The organism is Rhodococcus sp. MS13 (genome assembly GCF_013277835.1).
Classification (GTDB): Bacteria; Actinomycetota; Actinomycetes; order Mycobacteriales; family Mycobacteriaceae; genus Rhodococcus_F; species Rhodococcus_F erythropolis.
Genome location: NZ_VBTL01000003.1, coordinates 1 through 23,443, shown reverse-complemented (window position 1 = coordinate 23,443; position 23,443 = coordinate 1). Strand labels below are relative to the sequence as shown.

Annotated in this window: 27 protein-coding genes; 6 read left to right on the top strand and 21 right to left on the bottom strand. The window is 59.6% G+C overall.

Going from position 1 to position 23,443, the window contains the following annotated elements; genetic code table 11:
- Positions 1-52: 52 nt before the first annotated feature.
- From FEZ59_RS05840 to FEZ59_RS05815, 6 genes are read right to left on the bottom strand one after another with little or no spacing between them, the layout of a single operon-like run.
- Positions 53-805: a type 1 glutamine amidotransferase domain-containing protein gene (locus FEZ59_RS05840; RefSeq protein ID WP_172932401.1), complete on the bottom strand. Its 753-nt coding sequence runs from the start codon at positions 803-805 to the stop codon at positions 53-55.
- Positions 802-1,809 (bottom strand): cupin domain-containing protein, encoded by a 1,008-nt coding sequence (locus tag FEZ59_RS05835; protein WP_172932400.1) that lies wholly within the window; start codon positions 1,807-1,809, stop codon positions 802-804. Before FEZ59_RS05835 ends, FEZ59_RS05840 begins: the two co-directional genes overlap by 4 nt.
- Entirely contained in the window at positions 1,806-3,296 is a 1,491-nt protein-coding gene (locus FEZ59_RS05830; protein WP_172932399.1) for an aminotransferase class I/II-fold pyridoxal phosphate-dependent enzyme, read from the bottom strand. The genes FEZ59_RS05835 and FEZ59_RS05830 overlap by 4 nt, the downstream gene beginning before the upstream one ends.
- Complete coding sequence (locus FEZ59_RS05825; RefSeq protein ID WP_172932398.1) at positions 3,293-3,604, bottom strand: hypothetical protein; 312 nt, start codon at positions 3,602-3,604, stop codon at positions 3,293-3,295. The genes FEZ59_RS05830 and FEZ59_RS05825 overlap by 4 nt, the downstream gene beginning before the upstream one ends.
- Before the next feature lie 22 nt (positions 3,605-3,626).
- The gene (locus FEZ59_RS05820; RefSeq protein WP_172932397.1) at positions 3,627-4,475 is read right to left on the bottom strand and encodes a hypothetical protein; all 849 of its coding nucleotides are present in this window, start codon (positions 4,473-4,475) and stop codon (positions 3,627-3,629) included.
- Complete coding sequence (locus FEZ59_RS05815; protein WP_346343220.1) at positions 4,429-5,415, bottom strand: DMT family transporter; 987 nt, start codon at positions 5,413-5,415, stop codon at positions 4,429-4,431. The genes FEZ59_RS05820 and FEZ59_RS05815 overlap by 47 nt, the downstream gene beginning before the upstream one ends.
- 74 nt (positions 5,416-5,489) lie before the next feature.
- Here FEZ59_RS05815 and FEZ59_RS05810 point away from each other — a divergent pair, with 74 nt between their 5' ends.
- The 3 genes from FEZ59_RS05810 (at position 5,490) to FEZ59_RS05800 (ending at position 10,134) form a co-directional block, all read left to right on the top strand.
- Positions 5,490-6,365, top strand: a complete 876-nt coding sequence (locus tag FEZ59_RS05810; protein WP_172932396.1) for a LysR family transcriptional regulator — start codon at positions 5,490-5,492, stop codon at positions 6,363-6,365.
- A gap of 1,016 nt (positions 6,366-7,381) precedes the next feature.
- Positions 7,382-7,810, top strand: coding sequence for a hypothetical protein (locus tag FEZ59_RS05805; RefSeq protein ID WP_172932395.1), 429 nt, complete (start codon positions 7,382-7,384; stop codon positions 7,808-7,810).
- 1,763 nt (positions 7,811-9,573) lie between these two features.
- Positions 9,574-10,134 carry a recombinase family protein gene (locus FEZ59_RS05800; protein ID WP_172932394.1) on the top strand — a complete coding sequence of 187 codons (561 nt, stop codon included), beginning with the start codon at positions 9,574-9,576 and terminating at the stop codon, positions 10,132-10,134.
- Positions 10,135-10,362: 228 nt separating this feature from the next.
- On the opposite strand, the gene FEZ59_RS05795 is transcribed toward FEZ59_RS05800, so the two are convergent.
- Positions 10,363-10,740: a hypothetical protein gene (locus FEZ59_RS05795; protein ID WP_242459743.1), complete on the bottom strand. Its 378-nt coding sequence runs from the start codon at positions 10,738-10,740 to the stop codon at positions 10,363-10,365.
- A gap of 715 nt (positions 10,741-11,455) precedes the next feature.
- Between FEZ59_RS05795 and FEZ59_RS05790 the strand changes: the two genes are divergently transcribed.
- Both FEZ59_RS05790 and FEZ59_RS05785 read left to right on the top strand, forming a co-directional pair.
- Positions 11,456-12,628 carry a matrixin family metalloprotease gene (locus FEZ59_RS05790; RefSeq protein ID WP_172932392.1) on the top strand — a complete coding sequence of 391 codons (1,173 nt, stop codon included), beginning with the start codon at positions 11,456-11,458 and terminating at the stop codon, positions 12,626-12,628.
- Between the two features lie 127 nt (positions 12,629-12,755).
- Entirely contained in the window at positions 12,756-13,331 is a 576-nt protein-coding gene (locus FEZ59_RS05785) for a hypothetical protein (RefSeq protein ID WP_172932391.1), read from the top strand.
- A 130-nt stretch (positions 13,332-13,461) separates the two neighbouring features.
- On the opposite strand, the gene FEZ59_RS05780 is transcribed toward FEZ59_RS05785, so the two are convergent.
- From FEZ59_RS05780 to FEZ59_RS05730, 11 genes are all read right to left on the bottom strand, one after another.
- On the bottom strand, positions 13,462-13,704 hold the full coding sequence (locus tag FEZ59_RS05780) for a hypothetical protein (RefSeq protein ID WP_030537347.1): 243 nt from the start codon (positions 13,702-13,704) through the stop codon (positions 13,462-13,464).
- Complete coding sequence (locus FEZ59_RS05775) at positions 13,701-14,048, bottom strand: hypothetical protein (RefSeq protein ID WP_030537346.1); 348 nt, start codon at positions 14,046-14,048, stop codon at positions 13,701-13,703. Before FEZ59_RS05775 ends, FEZ59_RS05780 begins: the two co-directional genes overlap by 4 nt.
- 69 nt (positions 14,049-14,117) lie before the next feature.
- Positions 14,118-14,336 (bottom strand): hypothetical protein, encoded by a 219-nt coding sequence (locus FEZ59_RS05770; RefSeq protein ID WP_172932390.1) that lies wholly within the window; start codon positions 14,334-14,336, stop codon positions 14,118-14,120.
- 69 nt (positions 14,337-14,405) lie between these two features.
- A complete protein-coding gene (locus FEZ59_RS05765) occupies positions 14,406-14,573 on the bottom strand; it encodes a hypothetical protein (protein WP_166502855.1) in 168 nt (55 codons plus the stop codon).
- A complete protein-coding gene (locus FEZ59_RS05760) occupies positions 14,573-14,818 on the bottom strand; it encodes a hypothetical protein (RefSeq protein ID WP_172932389.1) in 246 nt (81 codons plus the stop codon). Before FEZ59_RS05760 ends, FEZ59_RS05765 begins: the two co-directional genes overlap by 1 nt.
- Positions 14,815-15,390 (bottom strand): DnaB-like helicase N-terminal domain-containing protein, encoded by a 576-nt coding sequence (locus FEZ59_RS05755; protein ID WP_172932388.1) that lies wholly within the window; start codon positions 15,388-15,390, stop codon positions 14,815-14,817. Before FEZ59_RS05755 ends, FEZ59_RS05760 begins: the two co-directional genes overlap by 4 nt.
- A gap of 6 nt (positions 15,391-15,396) precedes the next feature.
- Positions 15,397-15,717, bottom strand: a complete 321-nt coding sequence (locus FEZ59_RS05750) for a hypothetical protein (RefSeq protein WP_172932387.1) — start codon at positions 15,715-15,717, stop codon at positions 15,397-15,399.
- Positions 15,718-15,750: 33 nt separating this feature from the next.
- Positions 15,751-15,981, bottom strand: coding sequence for a glutaredoxin-like protein NrdH (gene nrdH, locus FEZ59_RS05745; RefSeq protein WP_125052846.1), 231 nt, complete (start codon positions 15,979-15,981; stop codon positions 15,751-15,753).
- A gap of 569 nt (positions 15,982-16,550) precedes the next feature.
- Complete coding sequence (locus FEZ59_RS05740; RefSeq protein WP_172932386.1) at positions 16,551-18,134, bottom strand: ParB N-terminal domain-containing protein; 1,584 nt, start codon at positions 18,132-18,134, stop codon at positions 16,551-16,553.
- Positions 18,135-18,220: 86 nt separating this feature from the next.
- Positions 18,221-18,475 carry a hypothetical protein gene (locus FEZ59_RS05735; RefSeq protein ID WP_172932385.1) on the bottom strand — a complete coding sequence of 85 codons (255 nt, stop codon included), beginning with the start codon at positions 18,473-18,475 and terminating at the stop codon, positions 18,221-18,223.
- Between the two features lie 73 nt (positions 18,476-18,548).
- Complete coding sequence (locus FEZ59_RS05730) at positions 18,549-18,758, bottom strand: hypothetical protein (RefSeq protein ID WP_007734790.1); 210 nt, start codon at positions 18,756-18,758, stop codon at positions 18,549-18,551.
- A 762-nt stretch (positions 18,759-19,520) separates the two neighbouring features.
- Here FEZ59_RS05730 and FEZ59_RS05725 point away from each other — a divergent pair.
- The gene (locus FEZ59_RS05725) at positions 19,521-19,895 is read left to right on the top strand and encodes a hypothetical protein (RefSeq protein WP_172932384.1); all 375 of its coding nucleotides are present in this window, start codon (positions 19,521-19,523) and stop codon (positions 19,893-19,895) included.
- A gap of 1,110 nt (positions 19,896-21,005) precedes the next feature.
- Here FEZ59_RS05725 and FEZ59_RS05720 read toward each other — a convergent pair.
- The 3 genes from FEZ59_RS05720 to FEZ59_RS05710 all read right to left on the bottom strand — a co-directional run bounded on the left by FEZ59_RS05720 (position 21,006) and on the right by FEZ59_RS05710 (position 23,318).
- Complete coding sequence (locus FEZ59_RS05720) at positions 21,006-21,584, bottom strand: C40 family peptidase (protein ID WP_172932383.1); 579 nt, start codon at positions 21,582-21,584, stop codon at positions 21,006-21,008.
- A gap of 210 nt (positions 21,585-21,794) precedes the next feature.
- On the bottom strand, positions 21,795-22,577 hold the full coding sequence (locus tag FEZ59_RS05715; RefSeq protein ID WP_172932382.1) for an isocitrate lyase/phosphoenolpyruvate mutase family protein: 783 nt from the start codon (positions 22,575-22,577) through the stop codon (positions 21,795-21,797).
- A 42-nt stretch (positions 22,578-22,619) separates the two neighbouring features.
- Positions 22,620-23,318, bottom strand: coding sequence for a sulfite exporter TauE/SafE family protein (locus FEZ59_RS05710; RefSeq protein WP_242459732.1), 699 nt, complete (start codon positions 23,316-23,318; stop codon positions 22,620-22,622).
- Between the last annotated feature and the right edge of the window lie 125 nt (positions 23,319-23,443).

Below are 23,443 nucleotides of genomic sequence, written 5' to 3'. Positions count from 1 at the left end.
ATTTCGGGGTTTCTCTTGTCTTTCTGTCGTTGCTATCCGTCCCATCAGCAGCTCAGTACGCTCGGGAATTTGTTTGTGAAGTTGCCGACGTCGAGTAGCTGGTGGCTGTTCGGATGCAGTGGGCCAGTTTCTCGGCGACAGCTGCGGTGGAGGCAGGGTTTTGCCCCGTAATGAGCGTGTCAGTAACTTTGATGTGCTGCTGCCAGGCGTCTCCTGCTGTGTAGCTGCCTCCCATTCGCCGGATTTCTTGCTCGACGGTGAAGGGGAGTGCTGCGAGCAGTCCAACGTCAGCTTCTTCGTTGTCGGAAAAGCTCGTCATGGCGATGCCTGCGTATGGCCATTCGGTCCCGGGTGGACTGTCAGCAAGCAATGCTGCTGTTCCATGACAAACCGTGGCGACCGGGGTTCGACGCCCGCGGAGTGCGCGTAGGAGGTCTCCTACACGCGAATCGCTGTGCAGGTCCACTAGTGGCGCGTAGCCGCCTGGTACGAAGATTCCGTCGATGGCAGCGGGATCGAGCTGATTCAGTGCGACCGGCCGTATTAGTTGCTCCCCCAGACCCGATAGGTACGTCCGGTATCCGTCCGGGTCGGGGCTGTGAGGGGCATCCAGGCTGTCGGCTTCGACGTGTGCGGCACCGCCTTCGGGTGTCGCGATGACGATTTCCATGTCGGCGGTGGTGAAGATCTGGTGGGCTGTGATGAGTTCTTCGGCCCAGAAGCCGCAGGGTCGAGTGGAGCCGCCGTTGAGCGTCAAGGTGTCGGCTTCCGATAACAGGATCGCGATAGTTGCTGGTTGTATCACCGTCCGTGCTCTTTCTCTTCGCGGTAGAGGCCGAGTGCCGTCATCGTGGGTGCGTCGTTGAACTCGAACAGCACCGCTGGATCGGCAGTGTCGTTGAAGTAGCTCAGGGAGGCCCACGAAGGAACGGCGATGGTGTCTCCCTCGTTGCACGGGAAGTCTTTTCCGTCGATGCAGACGGTAGGCCGGCCTTGGGTACCGATCAGTACAGCCGAGGCGGTGCGTCGCATGGGTAGTGTTCGGGTTCCTGCGGGTACGAGTGTGAAGGCGGCGTCGATGACTGGTGTTACAGGGGCGTTAGTACCTTCGGCGTGCAACGTGTATCGGTATGAGTCGTGCGGATCGGGATCGTGTGTTCGTTCTTGTTGGTGGAGTGCGCGTATCACGTTGTCCCACTTGTAGAGCAATGGTTCGTGTGGGTTTCGGTGGTGGCGATCTTGGCCGAGACCGCGCCGGTCGAGATCTGTACTGCCACTGTAGAGCTCGAACTGTGTAGCGGCGAGAGCGCCGACGAGGGGGTCGTTGGTGCAGTCCTGCCAGATGGCGGGGGAGTCGGTGGGGCTGTCGTTGCCGTGCTCGTGCCATTGACCCGCAGGGGTGATCACGACGTCACGAGGGTCGAGGTACATCTTGGTTCCACCGACCGTGGTCCACGCCCCGTCGCCCTCGTGCATGTATCGCAAAGCTGTCGGGGCGTGGCGATGAGGGGTCATCCCTTCGCCGCGGTTGATGATCTGCAACCCCGAGTAGAGGTATCCCACAGCGGCTTCGCGGTCATGGCCCGGGTTCGCTAGCGTCAGTACTCGTAGCGCTGCTCGGTCGCCTTTGACCATGTCGGCTGCCGCGATCGCGAGCGGTCGCAGGTCGTCATAACCCCAGCGCATGGCATGCGAGTCGGGGGCAGGAGACCATGGCAGGTTCTCGTTTGCCGCAGACCAACGCCCGACGGTGGAGAGCATTGCAGCTTTCTCGTGCAGCACTGCCTCGTTGGAGATGGTGGTGGTCACGACGCCGGTACCTCCTGCTGGGTGGCGGTCACTGAAAGGAGCGATCGGGATGGACCGACAACCGCGTCCGCTGCGGCGGTGAGTTCGGCGGACAACTGCTCGATGTGATCGGCGGTGGTGTGGATATTGCCGATGGAAACCCGGATGACATAGTGGCCGTCGAGCTCTGAGTGGGACAGCAGCGTCCGGTGGGTGCTGTTGACCGCCTCTAGCACCTGTCGGGTTGCGGCGTCGGCGTCGGCGTCGGTGTCGGCGGAGATTCGGAGGCAGAGTAGGGGGAGAGGGGAGTCGTTGGCGAGTAACCATCTGGGGTCAGCGGCAAGGAGGTTTCTGAGCTGCTTTGCCAGAGTGAGGCTGTGTTCGAGTCGGGTTTCGATGCCTCGTATTCCGAAGGCGCGCAGGGTCCACCACAGTTTCAAAGCTCGGAACTGCCGTCCGAGGTTCAGGGTGTAGTTCATGTAGTCGATACCGCCGGTGGTGTCCGTCCGTAAGTATTCGGGAATCAGGGTGAAGGCGGCTTCGAGCGCACCGGTGTGGCGGCAGAACAGCGCTCCGCATTCCATGGGGGTGAAGAGCACTTTGTGTGGGTTGGCGACGAGAGAATCTGCGGCCGCCAGGGAGGGAAGAATCCTCGTGATGGTGGGGGCCATCCGCCAGAAACCGCCGTATGCGGCGTCGACATGCAGCCAAACTCCGTGTTCACGGCATACAGTTGCGATCCGTTCGACCGGGTCGAGGGCACCGGAGGTGGTTGTTCCGACGGTCGCAACGACGGCGATCGGGGTGTACCCGGCGGCGATGTCTTTTGCGATGGCGGCCGACAAATGGGCCGGATCGAGCGTGTTGGTACCTGAGGTCGGTAGGCGCACGACATTATCGAGACCGATTCCGAGGGCGATCGCGGCCTTGTCGATCGACGAGTGGGCTTGATCGGAGGTGTAGATGCGTCCGGGCCTCTGGCCGGATGTTCCGCTATTTCTGATGTCGGGTTGCGCCTTGTGGCGGGCGGCAGCGAGAGCGTAGAAGGTGCCCAATGATGCGCCGTCGACCAGTAGCGCGTCCCCGGCCGGGTAGTCGAGCAGTTCCGCGAGCCACCTGGTGACGGTGTTCTCCACCGCGGCAGCGGACGGTGCACTTTTCCACAGCATGACGTTGACGTTCAGTGCGGCTGCGGTCATTTCGGCAAGGATGGCGGGCCCGGACGAGCTGTTGCTGAAATAGGCGTGGAATCGTGGGTGGTTCCACTGAGTCAAATGCGGAACGACGGTGTTCCACGTGTCGTCAAGGATGTCGCCGAACTCTGTTGCGTTGGCGGGCATCTCACCGTCGATCCCGTCGAAGATATCCGCCGCGTTCGCTGAGGTCGTAACGGGGACGTCATCCAGTGCGGCGAAGTGTCGGCATATTCGTTCGAGGGCGTCCGTACCGAAAGCCTGGAGCTGCTGGGGGCTCCAGTCGCCTGTCGATGTAGCTGGGGCGTGGGTCATTCGACGTCAACCGGGAGTTCGTGTGCGAAGGCGACCTCGCGGGGGCGTTCGCAATACCGGCGGTAGAAGTCGTCGAGTATACGTGTCTCCGAGTCGATGAGTTGGGCTGCTTCCTCGGCGCTCTCCCATGGGTAAGTCATCGTCACGCGTTGGGGGTCGGATGTGTGCTGAAAGAAGCGGGCGTGACCCGCCCAGCCCGGGTGGTGGTGGGCGTTGTCGTCGAGCAGTTCGTCCATTTCTTGTAGGACTGCGAGGGCATTCTCTGCTGCTTCGGTGGTCAGGTGCCAGGTTTCGATGACAGTGATCATGGGTCGTAGAGGCCTTTCTCTTTCAGTTGGTCTGACCGGTGCTGTCGAAGTGCTCTTGGAGCAGTGAATCGCCACCGGGGACGAATCGCTGGCAGATGAGTTGGTGAGCTCGACGGTTCTCGGCCTGGCTCTTCCAGAGCTTGCGGGCGGAATCTGCTGCAACGCCAGATAACTCAGCCGACTTGAGTGCTGTACGTACGACCTTGACTCCGGTGAGCATGATGTCGTGGTCTCGGTTGAACACGGCGGAAAATCCTGGTTCGAGCCAAGGCGGTTCCATGGACGGTCGGACGAAGTCCCGATAGATCTCCGGGGAGAAATCGGAGGCGTACCGCATGCTCTCGGTGGCACCGGCGTACAGGACCCCGAGTTCGGTGAGTTGGTCGGCGAGGTCGGACCACTGCTCGGTAGCCAGTGAGTCGAGCACGGCTGATAGTCGACTGTTCATGGAAATGACGAAGAGGTGGAACAGGTGGTGGCCTTTCTTCCATCGGGTGATCGCTTGTCGGGCAGCACCGTTCGGTGCTTGCGGGGTGCGATCGTCTTGGCCGGTCGAGAGGTGGTCCGTCGGCGCGGCCGTGGGTGCGGAGACTCGTTCCTGTGCAGCGACGGCAGCTGCCGCAGCGGCAGCGTCGCCGACGACCACTGCCAATGCGTCGAGCAGACGTAGCCGTGAGTCGTTGTTCAGCGTGGATCGTGGGAGGTCTGCGGTGATGGCGGTGACGACGGTCAAGGCACTGACCGACCATGCATGTGCGTCATCGCTGCGCGAGATTCTGAAGTAGGTGTCGTACTCGGCGCTTCGGGTGGCCGGGATGGTGCTATCAGTGGGTAGGACGACTCGATCGATGCTCGTCGGAGATGGGGTCATGAAGGCCTCTTCCGTGGCTTGAAGTGGAGTCAGGGTGATGGGGTTTTCGGGTTGCGGTCCAGACGGCTCCGACGACGACGGCGGCTCCGACTAGCTGAATCCAGGTGGGTCGTTCGCCGAGAACGGCAAAGCCGAAAGCGATAGCCAATACCGGCTGTAGCAGGAGCAAGGCAGCGACAGTGTTGGCCGCCAACGATCGGGATCCCGCGCTGATGAACAACCAAGCGGCAACCTGCCCGAGCAGGGCAAGGGCGATCATCCATCCCCAGGCAGACCCGGAGATGTCGAGATCGAGGTCACCGAGGCCTATCGACACAACCCCGGCAGTCACGGTTGCCGATGCTGTGGCCACGCAAATCGGTGTGACCAGATGGGTGGGACTTGATTGCATGGAACGGCGGTTCATGAACAGATATGCGGCGTATGCGGCACCGGCTGCGATTCCCAGGATGGAACCTCGCAGCGCATTGTCGGCTCCTGATCCGCCGATGAGTCCGCCGGCGAGTGCGACACCGAGCAGCATGCAGGGAACAGCCATGAGAAACCGTCGAGGGATGGCGGTTCGATCTACGACGAGCGCGATCAGAGGTAGCACGATGACCTGGACGTTGATCAGCACAGTGGCGATCGATGCACCGACGTCGAGGATGCTCGCGGTCCACATGACATAGTCGGCCCCGAGAAAGATCCCGGCACCAATAGCCAAGGGGTACAACTTCGTTGGCATCGCCCCGCGCCGGTGTAGTTCCCACAGGGCCATCGGAACGAGTGCTGCGAGCGCTATCAGACAGCGTAGAAATGCCGCGGTGCCGGAGGTGACGTCGGAAAGCTTGACGAAGGTGGCGGACAAAGAAAGTGAAGCGGCACCTGCGACCACCAACGCCGCGTTTCCGCCCACCCCCCGATCGGTGGCGGTAACTGCTATCGCGGTCTTGGTCACCTCATCAAGGCAACCAGGTACAAACCGATAAGTCTAATAGTCAGTTCTTCCGAAAACACGGTAGCATTACTTCTATGTTGTCGTGGGATCGTATGAAGATTTTCGCAGCGGTAGCCGAACACGGATCGGTGACCCGGGCCGCGGAGTCCTTGCACCTCACGGGACCGGGAGTGTCGCAACATATTCGGAAATTGGAGAAAGAAGCTGGGACCTCACTCGTCGAGAGAGAAGGCAGGTCGATACGGCTGACTCCCGCGGGGCGGGCGCTGGCGACGCGCGCGTCTGCCATGTCCGCCCTCGCCGACGCGGCCGAAGACGACGTCGCCTCTATCGACACCGCCGTTGCTGGAGCTCTGCGAGTGGGCGCGGTCGCCAGCGCGCTGCGCCGGCTGGTGGTTCCGGCTCTGGCAGATCTTTCTCGCACGTATCCGCTGCTGCGCCCCGAAGTCGTTGACGGAGAAGGAGTCGACCTGCTCGACAGGCTCCAGCACCGTACCCTCGATCTCGTCGTATTCGAGTCCTGGGACCATCGACCAGCGACCGTCCCAGCAGGCATCGAGGTGCATACCCTCCACGCCGAGGACGTGCACCTCGCGGTCCCTGCCGACGACCGGCGCGAGGTGGCGAGTCTCGCCGATGAAGCGGCCTCCGTCTGGACGGTGTGCCCAAAAGGTTCTGATGCACACTCCGCACTCGTACATGCACTACGCGAGGCTGGAATCGAGCCGACGATTCGATACGAGGTGTCCGACTACTCGACTCAACTCGCCCTCGTCGAAGCGAGGCTCGCTGTCGCACTAGTTCCGGACACCGCGCGAGCGAAAACGGCAGGCGTGCGATATCTGCCCACCGAGCCAGCCGTGACACGTTCGCTGCGCGCGGCCAGTTCGACCCGAATTCCCGCAGTCGGTGCATTACTCGATGCGCTGAACACCATCCTCTCGAAGTGATCAAAGTGAAGCCGGGCACCGAACCGCGCGCAACACACCGAGCAGTGCAATTGCCCAGCGTGAACGTCGCGCCCTGATTCGCATCACAGCCCGAGAACTGCTCCTACCTCCACTGTCCGTGGCATTCAGAACCGAGACCGCCAGGGACCGAAAATCGCCGCGCGGAGATCACCCTAGCGATCGCCCACTCGGCCGTCAGCATGCCTGACGCAAGGCCGAGCACCACCATCGATTCTGCTCGAAGCAGCATCGATGGTTGTTCGCCGACTCGAGCGCGACGTTGCCACCGACTAACACATTCGAGATGCCGAAACTGCAGGCCGCCCACTCTGAATTTAGGTAGTACTTACGTCGAAACTTGTTGCTGCACAGTCACTTAAGAGAAAAAAGTGACATAATATAAGTTATCGGCGAAACATCATGGCGGGCATTCCGGCGGAGCTGCAACTGATCTGACTTGGGACGGATGACACCGCATGGACGTCAGGCTGTGGCGATGGAGATTTTCGACAGCGACGCAACCGCGAACCCGATCTTACCGAATCAGACCCCACCGAGCTGGCCGCCAGAATATCCCTAAGAAGAACGGACTACTACTTTGGCGCTACAACCAAAGTAGTAATCTTGGGCAATTTTTCATCGAAAATCCTCCGGCGTTTATCAGTTTAGTACTTCAGTATTAGTGCATTAGTACTAGATGGCTACGATGTAGCCGGAAGAGCGTTTCGAAAAATGAACACGTTTCCGTCTCGGGTAGTCATACCGGTACCTCCAGTCACATAAAGCGCCTGGACCTGCCATGATATGGACCCCTCCGCAATATTGAAAAAACATAACGCGTTCCAACAAAGCGGCTCAAAATCGCCCCCCGGTAACAAATTTGCTCTATCGTGATCTGCATCACGGACTGGGACGCCAAACCGTGATCTGCAAGAAAGCTTCCCTCCGTGGTATCGCCGTCGGAGTTCGAAATTCGGGGTCCTTCAGGGATACCCCCATTAACGAAAGGAATGCACATGCGGAAATCAGGTATCGGATTCGCCATCGCTGCAGCAGTAGCATCGGCGGGACTTATCGGATCTGGTGTAGCTCAGGCCGGCCCCGCACCCACCGGCAATTACCAGATGTGTGGTTACACCTACCAGGGCGCGATCGTCGACAATGTCGATCCTCCAGCTACGGTCACCAAACTGTCGGGCAAGGTTGTCACCGGCAAGCTCAAGCTGGGCGGGTCGACCGTCGCGACCTACACTGCAACCTCCGACGCCAACGGCGGTTACTGCTTCCAGGGCAACGCCGGCATGGTGGGCACCGTGGCGCTGGGCGGCGTCGTCGAAATCAGTTCGCCTGGAGGAACGGTCTTCCATAATCCGGTCACGCAGAGCGACTTTGCCACTCACGCCGTCGGCACAACGAGTGCAACCAATTTCCACGTCGCGTTTTAGCTAGCTGGTCCAGGACGAAGCCGCGGTCGAAGTCAGTGTCGGCAGGGATGCTCGCGGTCAAAGCGGAGTATCCCCCAATCGAGCCCGTCCGCGACAGCTGGACTTGCGTCAAACTCTGTCGCTGCGATAAGCGAACTTCCGCAGTAGTCCACCAAAACTTTTCTCGAGTATTTCGAAACCCATGACACCGCGAAACGAATCGAATATCGTTACCTCGTCTCGGCCAGTTGCGAATTCTAGCGAATTCAGTGTCGATGACTGCAATTGCCGTCGCGCTAGTCAGAGTCGCTCTCGATTGGTATGCGACCAACCTCGAACAATTCCAGATCGTACCGACCTATTCCTCGATCTGAAATCCCGCAGCTACATGGAAAGGAACCACTGTGTCGATCGATTTTGGGACGGCCTTCGGAGAGCTCTTGAAGACCCTGTTCAGCACCGGGTTCGGGTCTCTAGCGACCCTCATCACCACATTCTCTGCAGAACAACCCGCCCAGGTATAAGGAGCACAAATGTTATCGCTGGCAGACTACCTACCGTTGGCTTCTGACATGCTTTTCAACATCCTCGTCAGAATGCCTCTCAATATTTCCTTCGGCATCGAGCTGTAGAAAGAAGCATCAGGATGAGCAAAGACCTCACACTTCTTGTATCGGGATCAGGAATCGCCACAGTCGGCGCACTGGTTACTTTCTTAATGGCTCTCGTCTTCCCTCCGAACTGAAACGGAATCACTATGCTGACAAAATACTGGCCCCAGATCGTCATCCTTTTCGGCACCGTACTGCAGCTACCGTTCCTAGGTAGCTTCATGGGTGCTGAAGAAATGAGCTGATCTCTCCTATCCGTCTGGCCCCAGGATCATGGCGTCACGGTGATCCCCGCGGCGATGCGATGGGCAACAAAAGAGAGCACGGGCACCAACTGCCGCCCACGAGATCCCAAGTCAGGGATCCTGTGGGCGGCAGTTGGTAATTGAGTCCGAATCCCTGCCCCGGAGTAACGACCGCGCCCTTGTTGAACGCGGTTGGTGAAGCTGATGCCATCGCACCTGATGTGGGTAGGGCCAATGTCGTCCAGCAACGTGGAGGCGTTTCTCCCGCGTAGTCGACGTATCGGCCAATCGGTAAGCAGACTCGTGAAAGTACTGCAGCTGAATACATTTCGTTCAGCCAAAAGTCGTTGACGCTGCAGTCGCGTTGGGCTGTGTCAGTCCGGACCCACAACAAATCCACGATGGGCATGAGGAGAAGCAGACGGTCGTTAGCATCGCGCACGACCGGTGATATCCGATTTTCACCGCCGAAAATTACAGGCACGATTGTGAACTCGATACAGCGAAAATAGCTGCCCTGCGGTGGTCGAGCCCTCGGGCCCCAACGGCTCGACCATTCGCCCTCGACTCTCACGACCCCCTCGACGAAGGCCCGACCGTGGAGTGTTTTCGTCGTCTGCGTCCAGAATTACACTCAGAGCAGCGCCAAACCTCGGCTGCCGGATACACGATCCTTGAACACACAAGGTGCATCGATCCTCGCTCTCACAATCGACCGTTTCTGAGACACCGGACGCCGAGACACCCGCCACTCCCCCACCGCGATCCGGAGGCAGAAGCTCGCGCGGGGAACTTCCGCCGGTCCATGTAGGTGTCGGATGCAATTCTGCCACTTCCGTTACCGAACTGTGATGTGTCTCAGAAACCCGTCTCACCTTCTGTTGCGCCCACTGGAGCGTGTCTGACGTTTCTGAGACAGTCATCCCTTGTGAGCGCCGTTTATGGATATCTGAGGGTTAGTGGCACCGACCAGGTGTTGGATTTGCAGAGAGACGCTCTGGCGAAGGCCGGCTGCGATCGAGTCTGGGAGGAAGTGGCGAGCGGCGCGAAGAACGATCGCCCTGAACTACTCGACCTGCTCGATCATCTTCGGGCTGGCGACACCCTGGTCGTGTGGCGTCTCGATCGGCTCGGTCGATCGTTGACGCATCTGATCGAGACGGTCGAAGATCTCCAGTCTCGAGGAGTGTCGTTCAAATCTTTGACGGAAACGATCGACACTTCATCTCCCGGTGGGATGCTCATCTTCCAAATATTCGGCGCCTTAGCACAATTCGAGCGCGCTCTCATCCAAGAGCGCACAGTCGCCGGCCTTGCCGCTGCCCGCTCACGAGGTCGTATCGGCGGTCAACCGAAGCGAATCGACGCAGCGAAGGCCCGCCAAATTCAGCGCATGATCGAGGACGGAACCCCCAAGAGCGAGATCGCGGCCGTACTCGGGATAGGCCGTGCGACCTTGTACCGCCACCTCGCCGCGCCCAGCAGTTGACCAAATGTGAGATCCAGAACCTCGCATGAGCAAATCAATCGAACGACCGAAAACGGTTTAATCGACCGTTTCGGTCGATTTGGTTTCGGGATGAGTTTCGGTCGACAGTTTCGCGGGGCCACCCGACCGCGCGGATTCGGGTCGATTCGTGGGCCGAATACGTTCGTTTGCGGTCCACCCGCTTTGCAACCGCCGCTTCCCGACGACGAGTGTCGGAATCGACCACCGTCAGTTTCGGTGCAAGACATAGGTGGGGTCATGCCTGAGTTCGTCAGAAGTGAAGGTCTCCCGGGCGAAGCCGTTGTTCAAGTACACGTCGTAGCTTCTCTGGTTCGCGGGGATGGCATCGAAGATGGCGGTGTACGTGCAGGTACCGGTGCCGTCAGGTTTCTGATCGATGGTGTTGGTTTCGAGTATTGATCTGGTGGATCCTGCGCCATTGTCTCCGAAGAGATTTATTTGGTCGTTGGGAGCGACACGGATCCCTCCGATGGTGCATTCGCCAGATTCCGCCGATGCTTGGTCCGCCTCGCCTCTGACGGTCAGGGCGGCGGCGAAAGTCGTTGGCACGTCAGTGTTGGTTACACAACTAGTCAGGGTCAGCATTCCCACAGAAACCACTGCTGCTACCGCGATCTGTCCAGTTCTTGGCCTCATATCCAGCAGGCTATCCAGCTTTTGCCCGTGGGCCCGAGAATCGATCGTTTCCGGTCATGCCTCGGATCGAAGTTGGTGATCGGCGTTGCGCTGGAAAGCACCCGGAAACCACTAAGCGCTACGTCGCCAGCGGTGCCGCTCCTGACAGATGGGGTGAACCCCTTACTGAGGTCGTTTCGATTCAGGCCCGCGGCTCAGCTTGACCTTCATGGCCGCAACAATGACTGCAAGCGATACCGCTGCTGTGATCGAGTTACCCCATCCGAGTGCGAAGAAATTCGCGGATGTATCGAAATCCACTGTCTTGCAAGAGGCTACGGGAAATGGGATCCATGCCCACCCCGCTTCTTCAAGTGTGCCGCTTGCATACAAACTTGCTCGGCAGAGCTCTGACGCAGAGGCTGGGAACCCCCACCGTGAGGTCGCACCGAAACTGACGATCAATCCAAGTATGCCAATAGCCAGCACGAAGGAGGAGGCATTGAAGAAACCTCGTCCTACACCCCCGGATGGATTCATGTGCACAGCGTACGTTCTCCCTCACGGTAGATACGGACCAGTCTGATTTGTCGCTAAAATGTGACCATCCGTTTGGTTTGAAGTCGCCTTCGGTCGGTTAGCGTCGACTCGTTCTGATCGATTCATGATTTCGACAGGAGGGCACGTGCGCGAAATTTCAAGGTTCTCACGGCGTCGAAGAAAAACTGGACGAGATTTCCGAAAGGTGAGAAATCTGGCCCGTACGGTAGTCATCGCGGCTGGGCTGGCCGGCCTCATCGCTTCAACTCCCGGCGTTGCAAACGCCGATCAGTTCCGAAATGGCCACTGGGTGTTTGGTTCCATCGAACGGGAATTTCTTGATTTCCTCAACGCGCAGAATCAGTCCAGCATCGGTGAACCGACGAGCGATGAACTTCTTGCGGGAGTCAACGGTGAGGGGCGCTGGCAGGAATTCGGTTACGGAAACCGGATTCTGTGGAGCCCGAATGTTGATATGAACAAGGGGCGTCAGGTCGGCGGTCTCATTCTGAACAAGTACCTGACACTTCCCCCGAGAAACTATAAAGAATATGAGAACGGCCCGACGCTCTCAGAGAAGCGAAACGACGAACGTGGTCGCTTGGGTTATCCGGTCACGCGCGAGCTCCCTGCGGTCGGGGGCCGATACAACAACTTCCAAGGCGGCGGAATCACCTACAAGTTTGGTGCCACATCGGCCTACGCGACATGGGGAGACATCCGGAACCAGTGGGGAGCACAAGGGTGGGAGACCGGGAACTACGGGTTCCCGACCAGCGACGAGTATCTGTGCCAGAACCAGTCGGACTCGGACAATGCGTGGGAACTCTATGGCGCTTCTGGACAAAACTTTTCGAACGGAAAGTACTTGACCTCAGGTCGACGGACTCCGACTATGCCCGCAGGAAAGGATTCCGTCGTGGCCGGCTCGATCAATTTCGTATCGACAAGTAGCTATACCACCCAGATTGATCAGGCCATAGCAGCGTGGGCAAACCAAGGTCCGATCAAAATTAAGCCGAACGATCCGCTGAATCCGTCCTATATCTCGTTGGAAATATCCGATACCAATCGCCCGGATCTGAAATGGGCTGGGCTGCACCACTGGGATCCCCTCGGCGTCGATACACTACAGATGAACACAGGGACAATTGTTTCTGCGGCGAATGCGCGAAATGTGATGGCCCATGAGATGGGGCACGCGTTGGGTTTCGAACATAATTGCCAGTCTCAATTGATGGACCCGCGCAGCAATAGTTCAGTATTTTTACCGCAAAACATGGACAGCGAAGCGTACCATTCACGGTGGGGGTATTGAGATGAAGCCAATTAGAAACAGAAAGCGTCTCCTATTCTCGGCCATGGCTCTCGCGGCCTTGACCATATCCGCGTGTTCGTCAGACCCTGGAGCCACTCCAACTTCCTTTCCTTCAGCTGCTCCAGAGATGTCGTCTTCAGATGCCAGCTGGTCATTCGACATCACCGATCCGGCGCTGTTGGCAGGGGCGTCCGACGCCATATTCGTCGGTACGGTGATCGAGCAAACGGGAACCAAAGCGTTGAGCAAGTTTCCCGAAACCCAATTCCTTGTTCGCATCGCTGACGGCGGAGTGTTGAAGGGCGATGTCAGTGGAGACATCACGGTGAACCAGCAGGGCGGTTTGCAACCGGACGGAACGATGGTCCTTTTGGACGACGACGAGATGGTGACAGTCGGTCAGTCTTACCTGTTCGCGACCGGCTATCTACCGTCGGAGGGGTGGTACACCGTCGTGCCGCATTCGGGGCACCAACTGATCACCGATGACGAGGTGTCAGTTCTCGAAAACAACAGCAGATCGCGCGGTGCTCCGCAGGAAGAACCTGCGGGAGTCGCTCACATGCGTGACGCCATTGCAGAGGGGAAGGTTCCGGACGCCGGCGAGGATCTCCCCCCAGTGAACTCTGAACCCGACGGTGGCCACGATGTTCCATCCTCGATTCCACCTACGACCACAGTGACACCAACCCCTACCCGCTGAGGACAACCTCCGCGCCGTTGCACTGGCAGATCGGCCTAGATCTCGCTCCGGAATGAAATTACATTTCGGAGCGAGATCTCTTTTGTACGTGAGGAAATCGAGAGTTCGTTCATCTCGAATTCGAGAATGTTCACGGCCGGGGGCTTTTGCTGTGGGTCGATTCGATCCCGGTAAGGAGGATCCGATTTTCCTCGCCGGTGAGTGCGCCGCCCATCACATCTTCGACGAGGTGGGCGGTGAAGGATGTCTGCGCGTCCGCGACGTTCGTCGGCGTGTTCAACGTGCGTTGGCGGCCGAGTAGTTCGCCGAGGTCGATGACAGGAGCGATCTGATTGATGGCGCCTTTGAGTGTTGTTTGGGTCTGCTCGCTCATCGGTTCATCTCCGTGTGATTGTTCGGCCATACAGCGGTGCGCTGCGCCTGTTTGGTGGTGCGGTTGGTGGGGATCGGCGCGAGGTGGTGGATTCCGGGGAGGCTGTAGGCGGTCAGCGCCAGTCGGGTGCGCCAGGCTTTGTGTTTGAACGCCCAGATCCAGTGTCCGGTCATCCAGATTGCGAGGCCGGCGGTGAGGATGGCGTAGGCGGTGGGTGTGCTTCCGGTGAAGCCGATGCGGAGCAGACCTTCGAAGACTGCGATCGCTCCTGCAAGTCGGGCGATGATTGATCCGAATCCCCAGATCAAGAGTGCTGCTACGGCGATGATCGCGGCGATAGCCATGCGGTTGTCCTCCTTCTCGTGGGTGATTCGGGTGTGGTTCGTAGTGGTCGAGCGCCGAAGAGTGCGCTGCTAGCTTTGCCCGCTGTACCGGCGCCATACGTAAGGGGCGGCGCACAGGAGAACCAGCAACAAAGAAACCAACGCGAAGATCATGCCGAATTGCCACGGTCTCATTGCGTCGGGAACCAACAGCCAGCCGATCAGTGTTCCGAGAACGAATCCGGCACCTGCTGCCACGGCACCTACTCCTGCGACTGGGGCAAGGATGTTGGTGATCTCCTTGTTCATGAGCGTTCCCTCCTGCGTTTTCCGGTGAGTGTGCCGTGTAGGTCCGACAGGGATTGCGGTCTCGACCGGTCAGAACAGGGCGTTTTGGGTGAGGGCTGCAGCGCTGTCGGTGCGTTTCTCGTAGGCGGCGGCGAGGGTTTGCGCGGCGGTGGGGCTGCATCCCATTTCGATGCCGATGTCTTCCCAGCTGGCTCCGTGGTCGTGCAGTTGCCAGGCGTCGTGTTCGTCGTCGTTCATCACTGGTGTTCACCTTTCACTGAGGGTGTGTGGCGGAGTGTGCGAGCCGCGATGAAGTAGTGAAATGCCAACGCGGCCAACCCTGTTCCGGCGAGTACCGCGAGGACGGGGCCGTCGGTGGTGCCGGTGACGGCGACGGTCAGGACGAATACTGCGAGCGCCAGGTAGAGGATCCCGAGGGCGATGTTGGCGATGAAATGTGTTGACCTGGCACAGTGTTTCGACTGCGACTGGGTGTCGGTCATGGCCTGCCTTCGCGGATGACGGCGAGGCGTTGGGAGGCGGCTCGGCGTTCGCGGCCGATGCTGAGCAGGTGCTCGAACAGTTGGTCTTCGGGGAGTTCTTCGGCGGCTTGGGCGAGGGATCGTGCTGCTTCGCGGAATCCGCGCCGGTAGGCCTGGGTGAGAACGGCGGCGATATTGTGCTCGAGTTCGGCGGAGGGGACGCCGATGGTGGTGATGTCGGTGAGTGCTTTGGTGAGTTGTTTCCCGAGGTGTCCGCTGGTGCGTCCTTCTTGCTGCAAGGTGGTGAAGACGTGGGCACTGTTGTGAGGTTTGCCGGCGGTGACTAGCTCCTCGATGGCGGTGAACAGTGCCGCGTTCACGGGCCGGTAGAAGTCTGCGCTGGTCAAGGCTGTGACGGCACGTTTCGCACTTTCGGCCGGCGCCCAGAGCAGCGAGCACAGGAGTTGAGCTTCGACGTCGAGGGCGGTGCTGTATTCGTCGATCTCGGCTTCGTTGTCGGTGAGGTCGTCGAAGTCGGGGACGGTGGCCAGTGAGAGTGTCACGTCGGGGTCCTTGCTGTCGCCGGTGGGCATGGGAGGTCAGGGTCGCGGTGAGGTGAGTTGCCGGTGGCTGCGCAGGATCTCGGCGGCCGCGCGGAGGTTGCGGGCAGCCTCGGCGAGGTGAGTGGCGATGTCCTGGTCATGGGCGGCAACGCCTTCGGCGATTTCCGTGTCGGGGGCGGTGTAGAGGGTGTGCAGTTCTTCGCGTGCGTCACTGATTCCGGCGAGGGAGTCGTCTAGGGCGGCGAGCATGGTGCGGAGTTTGCGGTCGACGGATTCGCTGTCGCGGCGGAGCTCGGCGTCGAGTGCGCGGTCGACGAAGTCTGCGTCGGGGGTGAAGGTGAATGCTGCTGCGGTCATCGTGGTCCTCGTTTCGCTGGCGAAAGTGCGTGGTTAGGCGGCCGGGGTGAGCTTCTTGATTTCGTCGGGGCGGAATCCGCTCCAGTGGTTTTCTCCTGCGACGACGACGGGGGCTTGCAGGTATCCGAGGCTCATGACGTAATCGCGGGCCTGTGCGTTTTCGGTGATGTCGATGACGTCGTATTCGATTCCCGCTTTGTCGAGTGCGCGGTACGTGGCATTGCATTGCACACATGCGGGCTTGGTATATACGGTGATCGCCATTTTCATTCCCCCTCGTCGGTGATTCTTTATTGATTTCATCCTATCGAACAATGCAATATAAACCAATACTTTCGCGGGCATTTCTTCGATTAGTTTCCGCTTTCGCTAATGACATATTCAATCATTTCCGCATTCTTTCTCTAATGCCGAACCGTGACATACGCAGCTACTTTCATGCGTTCTACCTGCATTTTCTCCCCCTCCCCCGGTATGTGCCGATATTCTGGTCTCGTCGGGAGTGGGTCAAGGTGAGCGTAGGAAAAAATATCGTAGCGCCGTTGCTTGAGCGTGCGAGTGGCGCGTGTGGATATCATTTCCGGAGCGGCCTTGATGCGCGAGTGTCGGGATAGAAGAATGTTCACACCGGGGCAGGTCGGTTCCTTTTCCTTGCGCTTTTATCGTGGGTCGTGGCTGGCGGCCGGGTGATTTCTTGCGTGTCTGTGGTGGTGTCCGCCTTCCGCCCTTCCGGTCCGCCGGTGGCTCTGACCGCCGGCCGGGGGCGGAAGGTGCGGGGCGGAAGGGCGGACGATCCCCAACCCTTTCGGGTCGGGGATCGCCGCTTCATCGGGTCAGTCGATCGCGACCTCGTCGATGGTGAGCTGTCCGGTGATGATTTCCTCAACGGCTGCGAGGGTGTAGCCCTGTCCCATCAGGAAACTGAGGTACCGGTCGGCGTTGCGCGGCTTGGATCGCCATGCGTCTTTGACCATGCGGGACTCTTGCGCGGCGAGCACCAGCGCGAGGGTGAGAACCTGGGCACGGGCTTCGGTTGCTTTCGCTGCCAGCGCTGCGATGTCCTTGCCTGGGTAGACACTCGGCAAGCCCATCAGCTCTGCCAGGACTTCCCCGGCCTTGTGCTCGGTCAGCAAGTGCGGGTCTTGCGCGATCGTCGTTGCGACGTAGGCCGCTGCCGCCCCCGGCGGGGTCTTACGAGCCAGCAAGGTTGTGCGCAGAAACTCGCGCCGAACGGTGGTCGCGGACTCGGCCTGCTTGTTCAACTCGCGTACACGTCGCCGTTCCTGCTTGTCCTTCGCTTCCCGCTCGCGCTGGCGGCGTGCAGCCTCGGCGGCGCGTTCCTCGTCGGTGAGTGCGGCCTCGGCCGTCTCTTCGTCTGCGGCGGTGGTGCTGTGGACTGCTTCCATGACCGGCGTGAGTGCCAACCCTGCGCCCTTGTGGTCGTGGCAGAAGTACTCTGCCGTCCACTCTTCGCGCCACTCCGCACTGTTGGCGTGCCTGAGTCCTTCGGCGGGAACTGCGTCGTCGTCCTCGGCGGTGTCCCAATCGATATCGTCCTCGTCCACCGGGTTTCCGGTCGCGGTGTCGCACAGCACGTCCGCGTAGGCCAAAACCGCGGACCAGAACTGCGGCGCGGCGTCGATCAACTCCTGTGTGACCTCGCCGCCGTCTGCGGTCAGCAGATCTGCCGGGGTCAGCGCGGACCTGTGATCCGGTGCAGCCGCGAGAATGGTGAATCCCTTCTCTGCATACGGGGCGGCGATCAGTGCATACGCTGCTTCCTCGGCTCGCTGGTCCCGGATGCGCTGGGCGGTGTAGGTGAAGTTGTACGGTCCCGTCTTCAAGAGCTTTTCGACGGCTTCGGTGTCTCCGGTTTCCTCGAACTCGGCCACTACTGCGGCTTGCTCGAGGTCGAGCTGTCCGGCGTCGAGGGCGGTGCGGGCTGCCTCGGCTTTTCCTACCGCTACTTGGGCTTTCACGTCCTTTTTGTTCATCGCGAGGGTCTTGGAGACCTTCGTGATGGATGCACCGAATTCGAGCATCTGCGCAACTCCTCGGGTGTGCTGCGCTGCGGTCAGCCCTTCGCGGTGCCGGTTGGCGGTGATCTGCTTGCCGATCCGGTCGATGGTGCGGGCCTTGTCGCTGCCTGCGTTGTCGGGGTAGATCACGACGGGGATGCTGGTCAGGCCGGTTTCGCGGGCGGCGAGGGTGCGGCGCTGGCCGTCGCGGACGACGATCGTTCCGTCTGCGGTCCGGACGGCGCTGATCGCTTCGAGTACTCCGTTTTCGCGGATGGATTCGACAAAGTCGGGGGTCTGCGCCAGATCGACGCTGTCGCGGACGTTCTCGCCGATGTCGAGGGCGTCGGGGTGCAGCTGCGCGACCTCGATCGCTGCGGCGGTGTGTGTTGCGGTCATCGCGATTCCTCTCGTAGACTTCGGGACACGACACCGGGCAGGTAACAGCTGCCCGGTGTTGTGTTGTTTCCGTAGGTTTTTCGATCTCAAGCGGTGGCCGGTTCCAAGATCACTTGATCGGCCGTGGGGTGACGGTCTCGGCAGCTATCGGCCTCGATGTGTGCGTCCATCAGGTCGGAGGCGTGGCCGTGGTAGTCGAGCGCGATGAGCAGCTCCACGAACGCGTCGATTTCCGAACAGCAGTTGTGCTCGACGACGCTGCCCCGATACTCGGCTGTCTCGAACAACTTCGCCCAGGCATCTGCTTTCTCGCAGATGTTGTGCAGGTCGTGGCCGTACATCGTTTTCTCCTTCGGTCGGGCGGTTGTGGTCGGTCATGCTGCGCGTCCTTGCGTGTGACGGATGGGTGGGTGGTTAGTTGGTGGGGGTGGCGGCGGCGTCGATGTCCTCCTCGGTGTGTCCGGCGTCGCGGGCTGCGGCGCGGGCGGCTGCGAAGGCGTCGACCAGGGCGGTGACGTCGATGAACCCTTCGCGGCTGCGGTCGAACATCGCTGCATCAAGGGCTGCGGTCGCCTCGACAACGGCGACGAGCGCGGGTGCAAGGGTGTCGGTTTCGGTGCTCACGTGGTTTTCCTTTGTTTCGGGGTGGGCGGGTTGGCTGTCGTCTACTCGGCGTTGACGCACTGTGCGGCGTCGTTGTGCATGCGAGGGCAGGAGTAGTCCCCGCACCCGCAAGTCAGTCCGGCGTAGTGGTTGGTTGCTGCGTTGTAGTCGTCGCTCATCGGTGACCTTTCGTTCGTGACTGGGGACGAATCCCGTGCCCCGCCAATTTTTTTCGCCTTCTGGCATAGGAGAGTTGGACCGGCATTAGGGGGCCGGAGTGCAACTGGTGAGCGGAAGAGTTTTTCTGCGAGCCTGCGAGTGCGGGTTGAAAAAGTCTTTCGAGCCGAAGGCCGGAGGAAGCGGAGTCAGCGGTTGCGCGCAGGTCACCGCCGGTCAAAATCGGAAGGCCAGAAGGAGAAACAAATAAGACGCTTTTCCAGAACGGAGCGAAGCGGAGTTCTCTTCGGGGGACACCGCAGGTGGCCGGGCCGCCGGGCAGGCGGATGCAGTAGGTGATCCGACCGACCGGGTTGAGTGCCAGGCATTTACTCATATGGAACTGAAAGCGGCAAGCGGACCGTTTCCGCATCCACACTTACGGGCAATCAGCCTTGTTTCGCCTAGTCATAAAGTATGAACGCCCAGATTGCGAGCCTTTCGCGCTACCACTGACGTGACCGACGTCATGCTGTCGCAAATGTTCGGTTACCGACTTTTGCGATACCGTCAGTTACATCAAAGTGGGTTGCGGCCGATGCAGCCTTCGCGTCACAGGAGGTTTCCATGTCCCGTTCACGTATGGCCGTAGCTGCGCTGCTGGTCCCAGTCGCAGCCGGCGCTGTCGCCCTCCTCGGCGCGGGTGCAGCCTCTGCCGCAACCCCGTACTCCGGCAACGGGTATGTCGGCATTCGATTCGATCCGAACGAAACTCAATTCATTGCCGACACCAATGCCGCGGATTTCCTCGAGGTTGTTCCGAACGACTACTGGAGCATCGCCCTCGGCGAAGGCTCGATCTACAAGGGCGACGGCCAGTACGTCTACGCCAGCATCGATCAGTTGGTCGAGGAAACGGCGTCCCACCGAGGTGAGATCTCCTTCTCGCTCACCGATCCTGCGATCTGGGACAACAACATCTACATCCTCCAGGACTGGTGACATAGGTCGAGTTCGTACGCGTAGGGCCGGTGAGCGCATTGCTCACCGGCCCTTTTCGCGTGTCCGTAATTGCCCCGTTCAAGTGGTGGCCGGCACTTCCGCGATGGCGTCGGCGGTCACGAGCATGTCGATCTCTACGAGGTTGGTTCCGCCGGCATCGGTGACACCCACGGTTACCCCTGCCATCATTGATCGCTGGGAAATGATAAAGCCTCAAACCGATCCACGCCGTCGGGACCCTGGCACCCAAGCATGTACCAGCACGGTTGCCAAGCGAACCTTGACGCCCCGAGAGTGCGCGTCATCGCGGGGAGAAGGGAGCAGGGCCTCCGCCACCAATGATAGGTATCGCCCCCGGCAGACACCGAATCTCGGAAAGATCTCGGATGAATCGGTACCGCCGTACGGGGCCCACTGGACGGCGAAACTAATCACACTGTGTTGGTGGGCACTGATCGAGCCAGTTCGCTTGAGCTGGTCACACTGATAGAGCAGGGCTCGGATCTGTTCCGGACTGTAAGTAGCGCCTGCCTTCATCATGATCCTCTACTAACGGAGCTGTCCTGAATTTGTTCTGACAGACAGTCGCAGTGCCGAGAAGATGAATCGAGCAGGTACATGACACCGAGAATCACTAACAGTTCTTGCCGGCCCTTCAACAGTCCCTCCCTCATAGGTATCCGAATCAAGAGGCTTTTGAAGGTGTGCCATTGGCGGTGTACACAGCGATCGGCATCATTCGGTCTTCGCCGGCGCAGACACTGAATATTGGGTACCGCTCCCCTGGCACCGTATGTTGAAACCTAACGCGCACAGTTTGACTGAGCGCTGCTGGCAAATCGCCATCGATGAGTGCACAAAGCCATGGGCCTTCATCCAACTCGACGATTGCCAGCGTCGCCGAGAACAGCCAACGCTCTTGGCATCCCGGAACTAATACCGTCCGCCAGGAGACGATCGTGCCTCCACCGCAGCACGGTTCGGCAACGAGTTGGATCTCCCCGCACTCAGAACAGAGTCGAGTGTGCGGTGGCAACCTCACACTGCACCACTCGCAATGGAGGACGTACAAACTCGTCTGACCAGTCATCGAATCGCCTAAAAAATCGGTCAGTACCGGCGTGCGGCATAAAACGGCATCGAATCGATTGGAGCTCGTTTCACTAACTGCCCCGAGGTCGGTGCATGAACTACCTCACCGTTTCCCGCATAGATTCCAACATGCTCACCGCCATAGAACAGCACCAAGTCCCCCGGCTGCAGACGTGCCTCTTCCACCGGGATACTCCCTGCTGATTGTGCATATGTAGTGCGCGGAATCTCGACTCCCGCTTGGCGGTATGCCCACTGTGTCAACCCGGAACAATCAAAGGAGTCCGGACCGGTCGCACCCCAGGCGTATGGAACGCCCAGCTTGGACTCAGCGGCGGCAAGCGCTTGTTCGCCATGCGAGGCTGCTGGAGTCGGCGCCTCTTCAACTGCGAGCCCGACAATGGGAGACTCTTCCCGGGCGGCAGTATTTGCCGGAAGTGGCGCCGGTGTAATGAACGGTTTGATCCCCGCCAGAAGTCCCGCCCACAAGTCTGGGGCGAGCTGGCTCCCCGCACTGTCGACGCCGGGAACATCTAGCACCTGTGCATCCGCCGAACCAGCGGCGAAAGCAACGGGTACCGCGGTCCGTGCGCCCATTAACAGCACACAGCCTCCCGCTTGGATCAGTCGCCGCGTACCGACCAAATTGCGACTCCACATTGTTCCAAATCTCCGATCACGGTCTCCGCCTCCTCGGTTGTGGACTGCGGTGAGATCACCTAAGTCTGGCCATCCCTGCAGCGATCGACAGCGGTCAAATCACCTCAACACATACCTACTCGTGAGGTCATATCTACCCGGACGGTTCTAATGCGGGCCCTTCGATCGAACATGTCGGATAAGGCGTTCCTGCATGTTTTTGTACGAAATCGCATCGGGTGCAGGGAATCCGCTTCGTACGGCCTCCGCAGCGGAAACTGCGGCAGTAACTGCTGCCCGGTATGGCAGTGATCCAGTGCTCACTCGGCGGATGCCGATGGTGGCGAGCTCGGTTAGGGAAAGTCCCGGTACAGGAAGAATATTCAGCGGAGCTGTGACAGCCGTGGCAATGTCTCGAAGTACCGTTGAATCGGTGGCGCCAGGGACGAAGATCCCGTCCGCGCCGGCAGCAACGTACTGCTCGGCGCGTCGGATGGTCGTCTCGATATTGGCTTCTTGGCCGACCCAGTAGGTGTCGACGCGAGCATTGACAAATACTCGGGGGCACTTCCGTTTGATTGCTGCTACCTTCGCGGCCAGTAGATTGGGCTCGACCAGTTTGCCGGCGGTGCTGTCTTCGATGTTAATTCCAGCGACACCGAGTTCGGCTACGTAGTCGGCGACGTCATCAAGATCCTCTGTGTATCCGTCCTCGATGTCGATACTGATGTGGCACGGTAAGTGCGCCAGATCCCGAGCGAGAGCAATGTTGGCGGCGCGTGTCGCTCGCAAGCCATCGGGGGCGCCCTGGGTCGAGGCCACACCGAAACTCGTGGTTCCAATCGCTTCGAAACCCGCGTCGAGGAATGCTAATGCTGAGGGTATATCCCAGGCGTTGGGAAGGATCAGGGGCGATGCCCTGTGGTGCATTTCGTGAAATGGTTGGATCATTTTTTCTCCGAGTAGGTTCCCGATATCGCAGGCAGTAGTTACTTAGTTGTGCAGGACGGCAAGGGCTCCCGACGCGATCACTAGGCTTATCGTGACGAATCGAAATGCTTCGCTGGTCATTTTGCGTGCGATCCAAATACCGCAAGAATTGCCTACCAGTGCAGTCGACAAGAGAACTGGTAGGGATGGCCACACCATGTCCAAGGTGATGGCGTTTGCCATCCACATGATCGCCAGTGCTGCGGTGTTCGCGATGATGAAGAAGCCCGCGAGATCGGCAATGAACGTCAAAGGAGGGAGGCGAGCTCGCATGAGTAAGAGTGCAGGTGGGGGACCGTTGAGCGACGTGGTCGTACCCAAATAGCCACTTATCCCTCCAGTCAACGTGAGAGTCAGTGTGGATGGGGTGTAGGTCTTACCGCTGGTGGGAAGCATCATCGCTACCCCACAAAGCATTACGAGTATGCCGACTGCGGGCTGGAAGTAGACCATCGGCAAGCTCGTGACCGTGGCGGCGCCTAGCCAGGAGCCTGGCACACTGCCTAAACCGAGCAACCCAACGCGTCGCCACTGGATATTTCGTCGAAGCTGGACGGCGATCGCAATCCGAGTCACCAGTGCGACGGTCAGATTGAGAACAATTACTTGCGGAAGTGGGAATCCTATGAGGAGCATGAGGGGCGTGGCAATCAGCGCCGCCCCAAATCCGGTGGCCCCGCCGATGATCGATGTGGCTCCCATGCATAGGGCGCCAAGTGCTAGAAGTGTCATCTGCTTCCGACTCTAGGCGCACTCAAAATGTGAGTTTTCGAATCGCGACACTATCGACTAGCTTGCGGGTCAGGGTCATCCCGGAGACTGTCTTC

Coding starts and splice junctions, on each gene's coding strand:
- FEZ59_RS05830 (WP_172932399.1), bottom strand. CDS start 3,296: ATGACCCACGCCCCAGCTACATCGACAGGCGACTGGAGCCCCCAGCAG.
- FEZ59_RS05825 (WP_172932398.1), bottom strand. CDS start 3,604: ATGATCACTGTCATCGAAACCTGGCACCTGACCACCGAAGCAGCAGAG.
- FEZ59_RS05820 (WP_172932397.1), bottom strand. CDS start 4,475: ATGACCCCATCTCCGACGAGCATCGATCGAGTCGTCCTACCCACTGAT.
- FEZ59_RS05810 (WP_172932396.1), top strand. CDS start 5,490: ATGTTGTCGTGGGATCGTATGAAGATTTTCGCAGCGGTAGCCGAACAC.
- FEZ59_RS05805 (WP_172932395.1), top strand. CDS start 7,382: ATGCGGAAATCAGGTATCGGATTCGCCATCGCTGCAGCAGTAGCATCG.
- FEZ59_RS05795 (WP_242459743.1), bottom strand. CDS start 10,740: ATGCTGACCCTGACTAGTTGTGTAACCAACACTGACGTGCCAACGACT.
- FEZ59_RS05785 (WP_172932391.1), top strand. CDS start 12,756: ATGTCGTCTTCAGATGCCAGCTGGTCATTCGACATCACCGATCCGGCG.
- FEZ59_RS05780 (WP_030537347.1), bottom strand. CDS start 13,704: ATGAGCGAGCAGACCCAAACAACACTCAAAGGCGCCATCAATCAGATC.
- FEZ59_RS05775 (WP_030537346.1), bottom strand. CDS start 14,048: ATGGCTATCGCCGCGATCATCGCCGTAGCAGCACTCTTGATCTGGGGA.
- FEZ59_RS05770 (WP_172932390.1), bottom strand. CDS start 14,336: ATGAACAAGGAGATCACCAACATCCTTGCCCCAGTCGCAGGAGTAGGT.
- FEZ59_RS05765 (WP_166502855.1), bottom strand. CDS start 14,573: ATGAACGACGACGAACACGACGCCTGGCAACTGCACGACCACGGAGCC.
- FEZ59_RS05760 (WP_172932389.1), bottom strand. CDS start 14,818: ATGACCGACACCCAGTCGCAGTCGAAACACTGTGCCAGGTCAACACAT.
- FEZ59_RS05755 (WP_172932388.1), bottom strand. CDS start 15,390: ATGCCCACCGGCGACAGCAAGGACCCCGACGTGACACTCTCACTGGCC.
- FEZ59_RS05750 (WP_172932387.1), bottom strand. CDS start 15,717: ATGACCGCAGCAGCATTCACCTTCACCCCCGACGCAGACTTCGTCGAC.
- nrdH (WP_125052846.1), bottom strand. CDS start 15,981: ATGGCGATCACCGTATATACCAAGCCCGCATGTGTGCAATGCAATGCC.
- FEZ59_RS05740 (WP_172932386.1), bottom strand. CDS start 18,134: ATGACCGCAACACACACCGCCGCAGCGATCGAGGTCGCGCAGCTGCAC.
- FEZ59_RS05735 (WP_172932385.1), bottom strand. CDS start 18,475: ATGTACGGCCACGACCTGCACAACATCTGCGAGAAAGCAGATGCCTGG.
- FEZ59_RS05725 (WP_172932384.1), top strand. CDS start 19,521: ATGTCCCGTTCACGTATGGCCGTAGCTGCGCTGCTGGTCCCAGTCGCA.
- FEZ59_RS05720 (WP_172932383.1), bottom strand. CDS start 21,584: ATGGGCGCACGGACCGCGGTACCCGTTGCTTTCGCCGCTGGTTCGGCG.
- FEZ59_RS05715 (WP_172932382.1), bottom strand. CDS start 22,577: ATGATCCAACCATTTCACGAAATGCACCACAGGGCATCGCCCCTGATC.
- FEZ59_RS05710 (WP_242459732.1), bottom strand. CDS start 23,318: ATGGGAGCCACATCGATCATCGGCGGGGCCACCGGATTTGGGGCGGCG.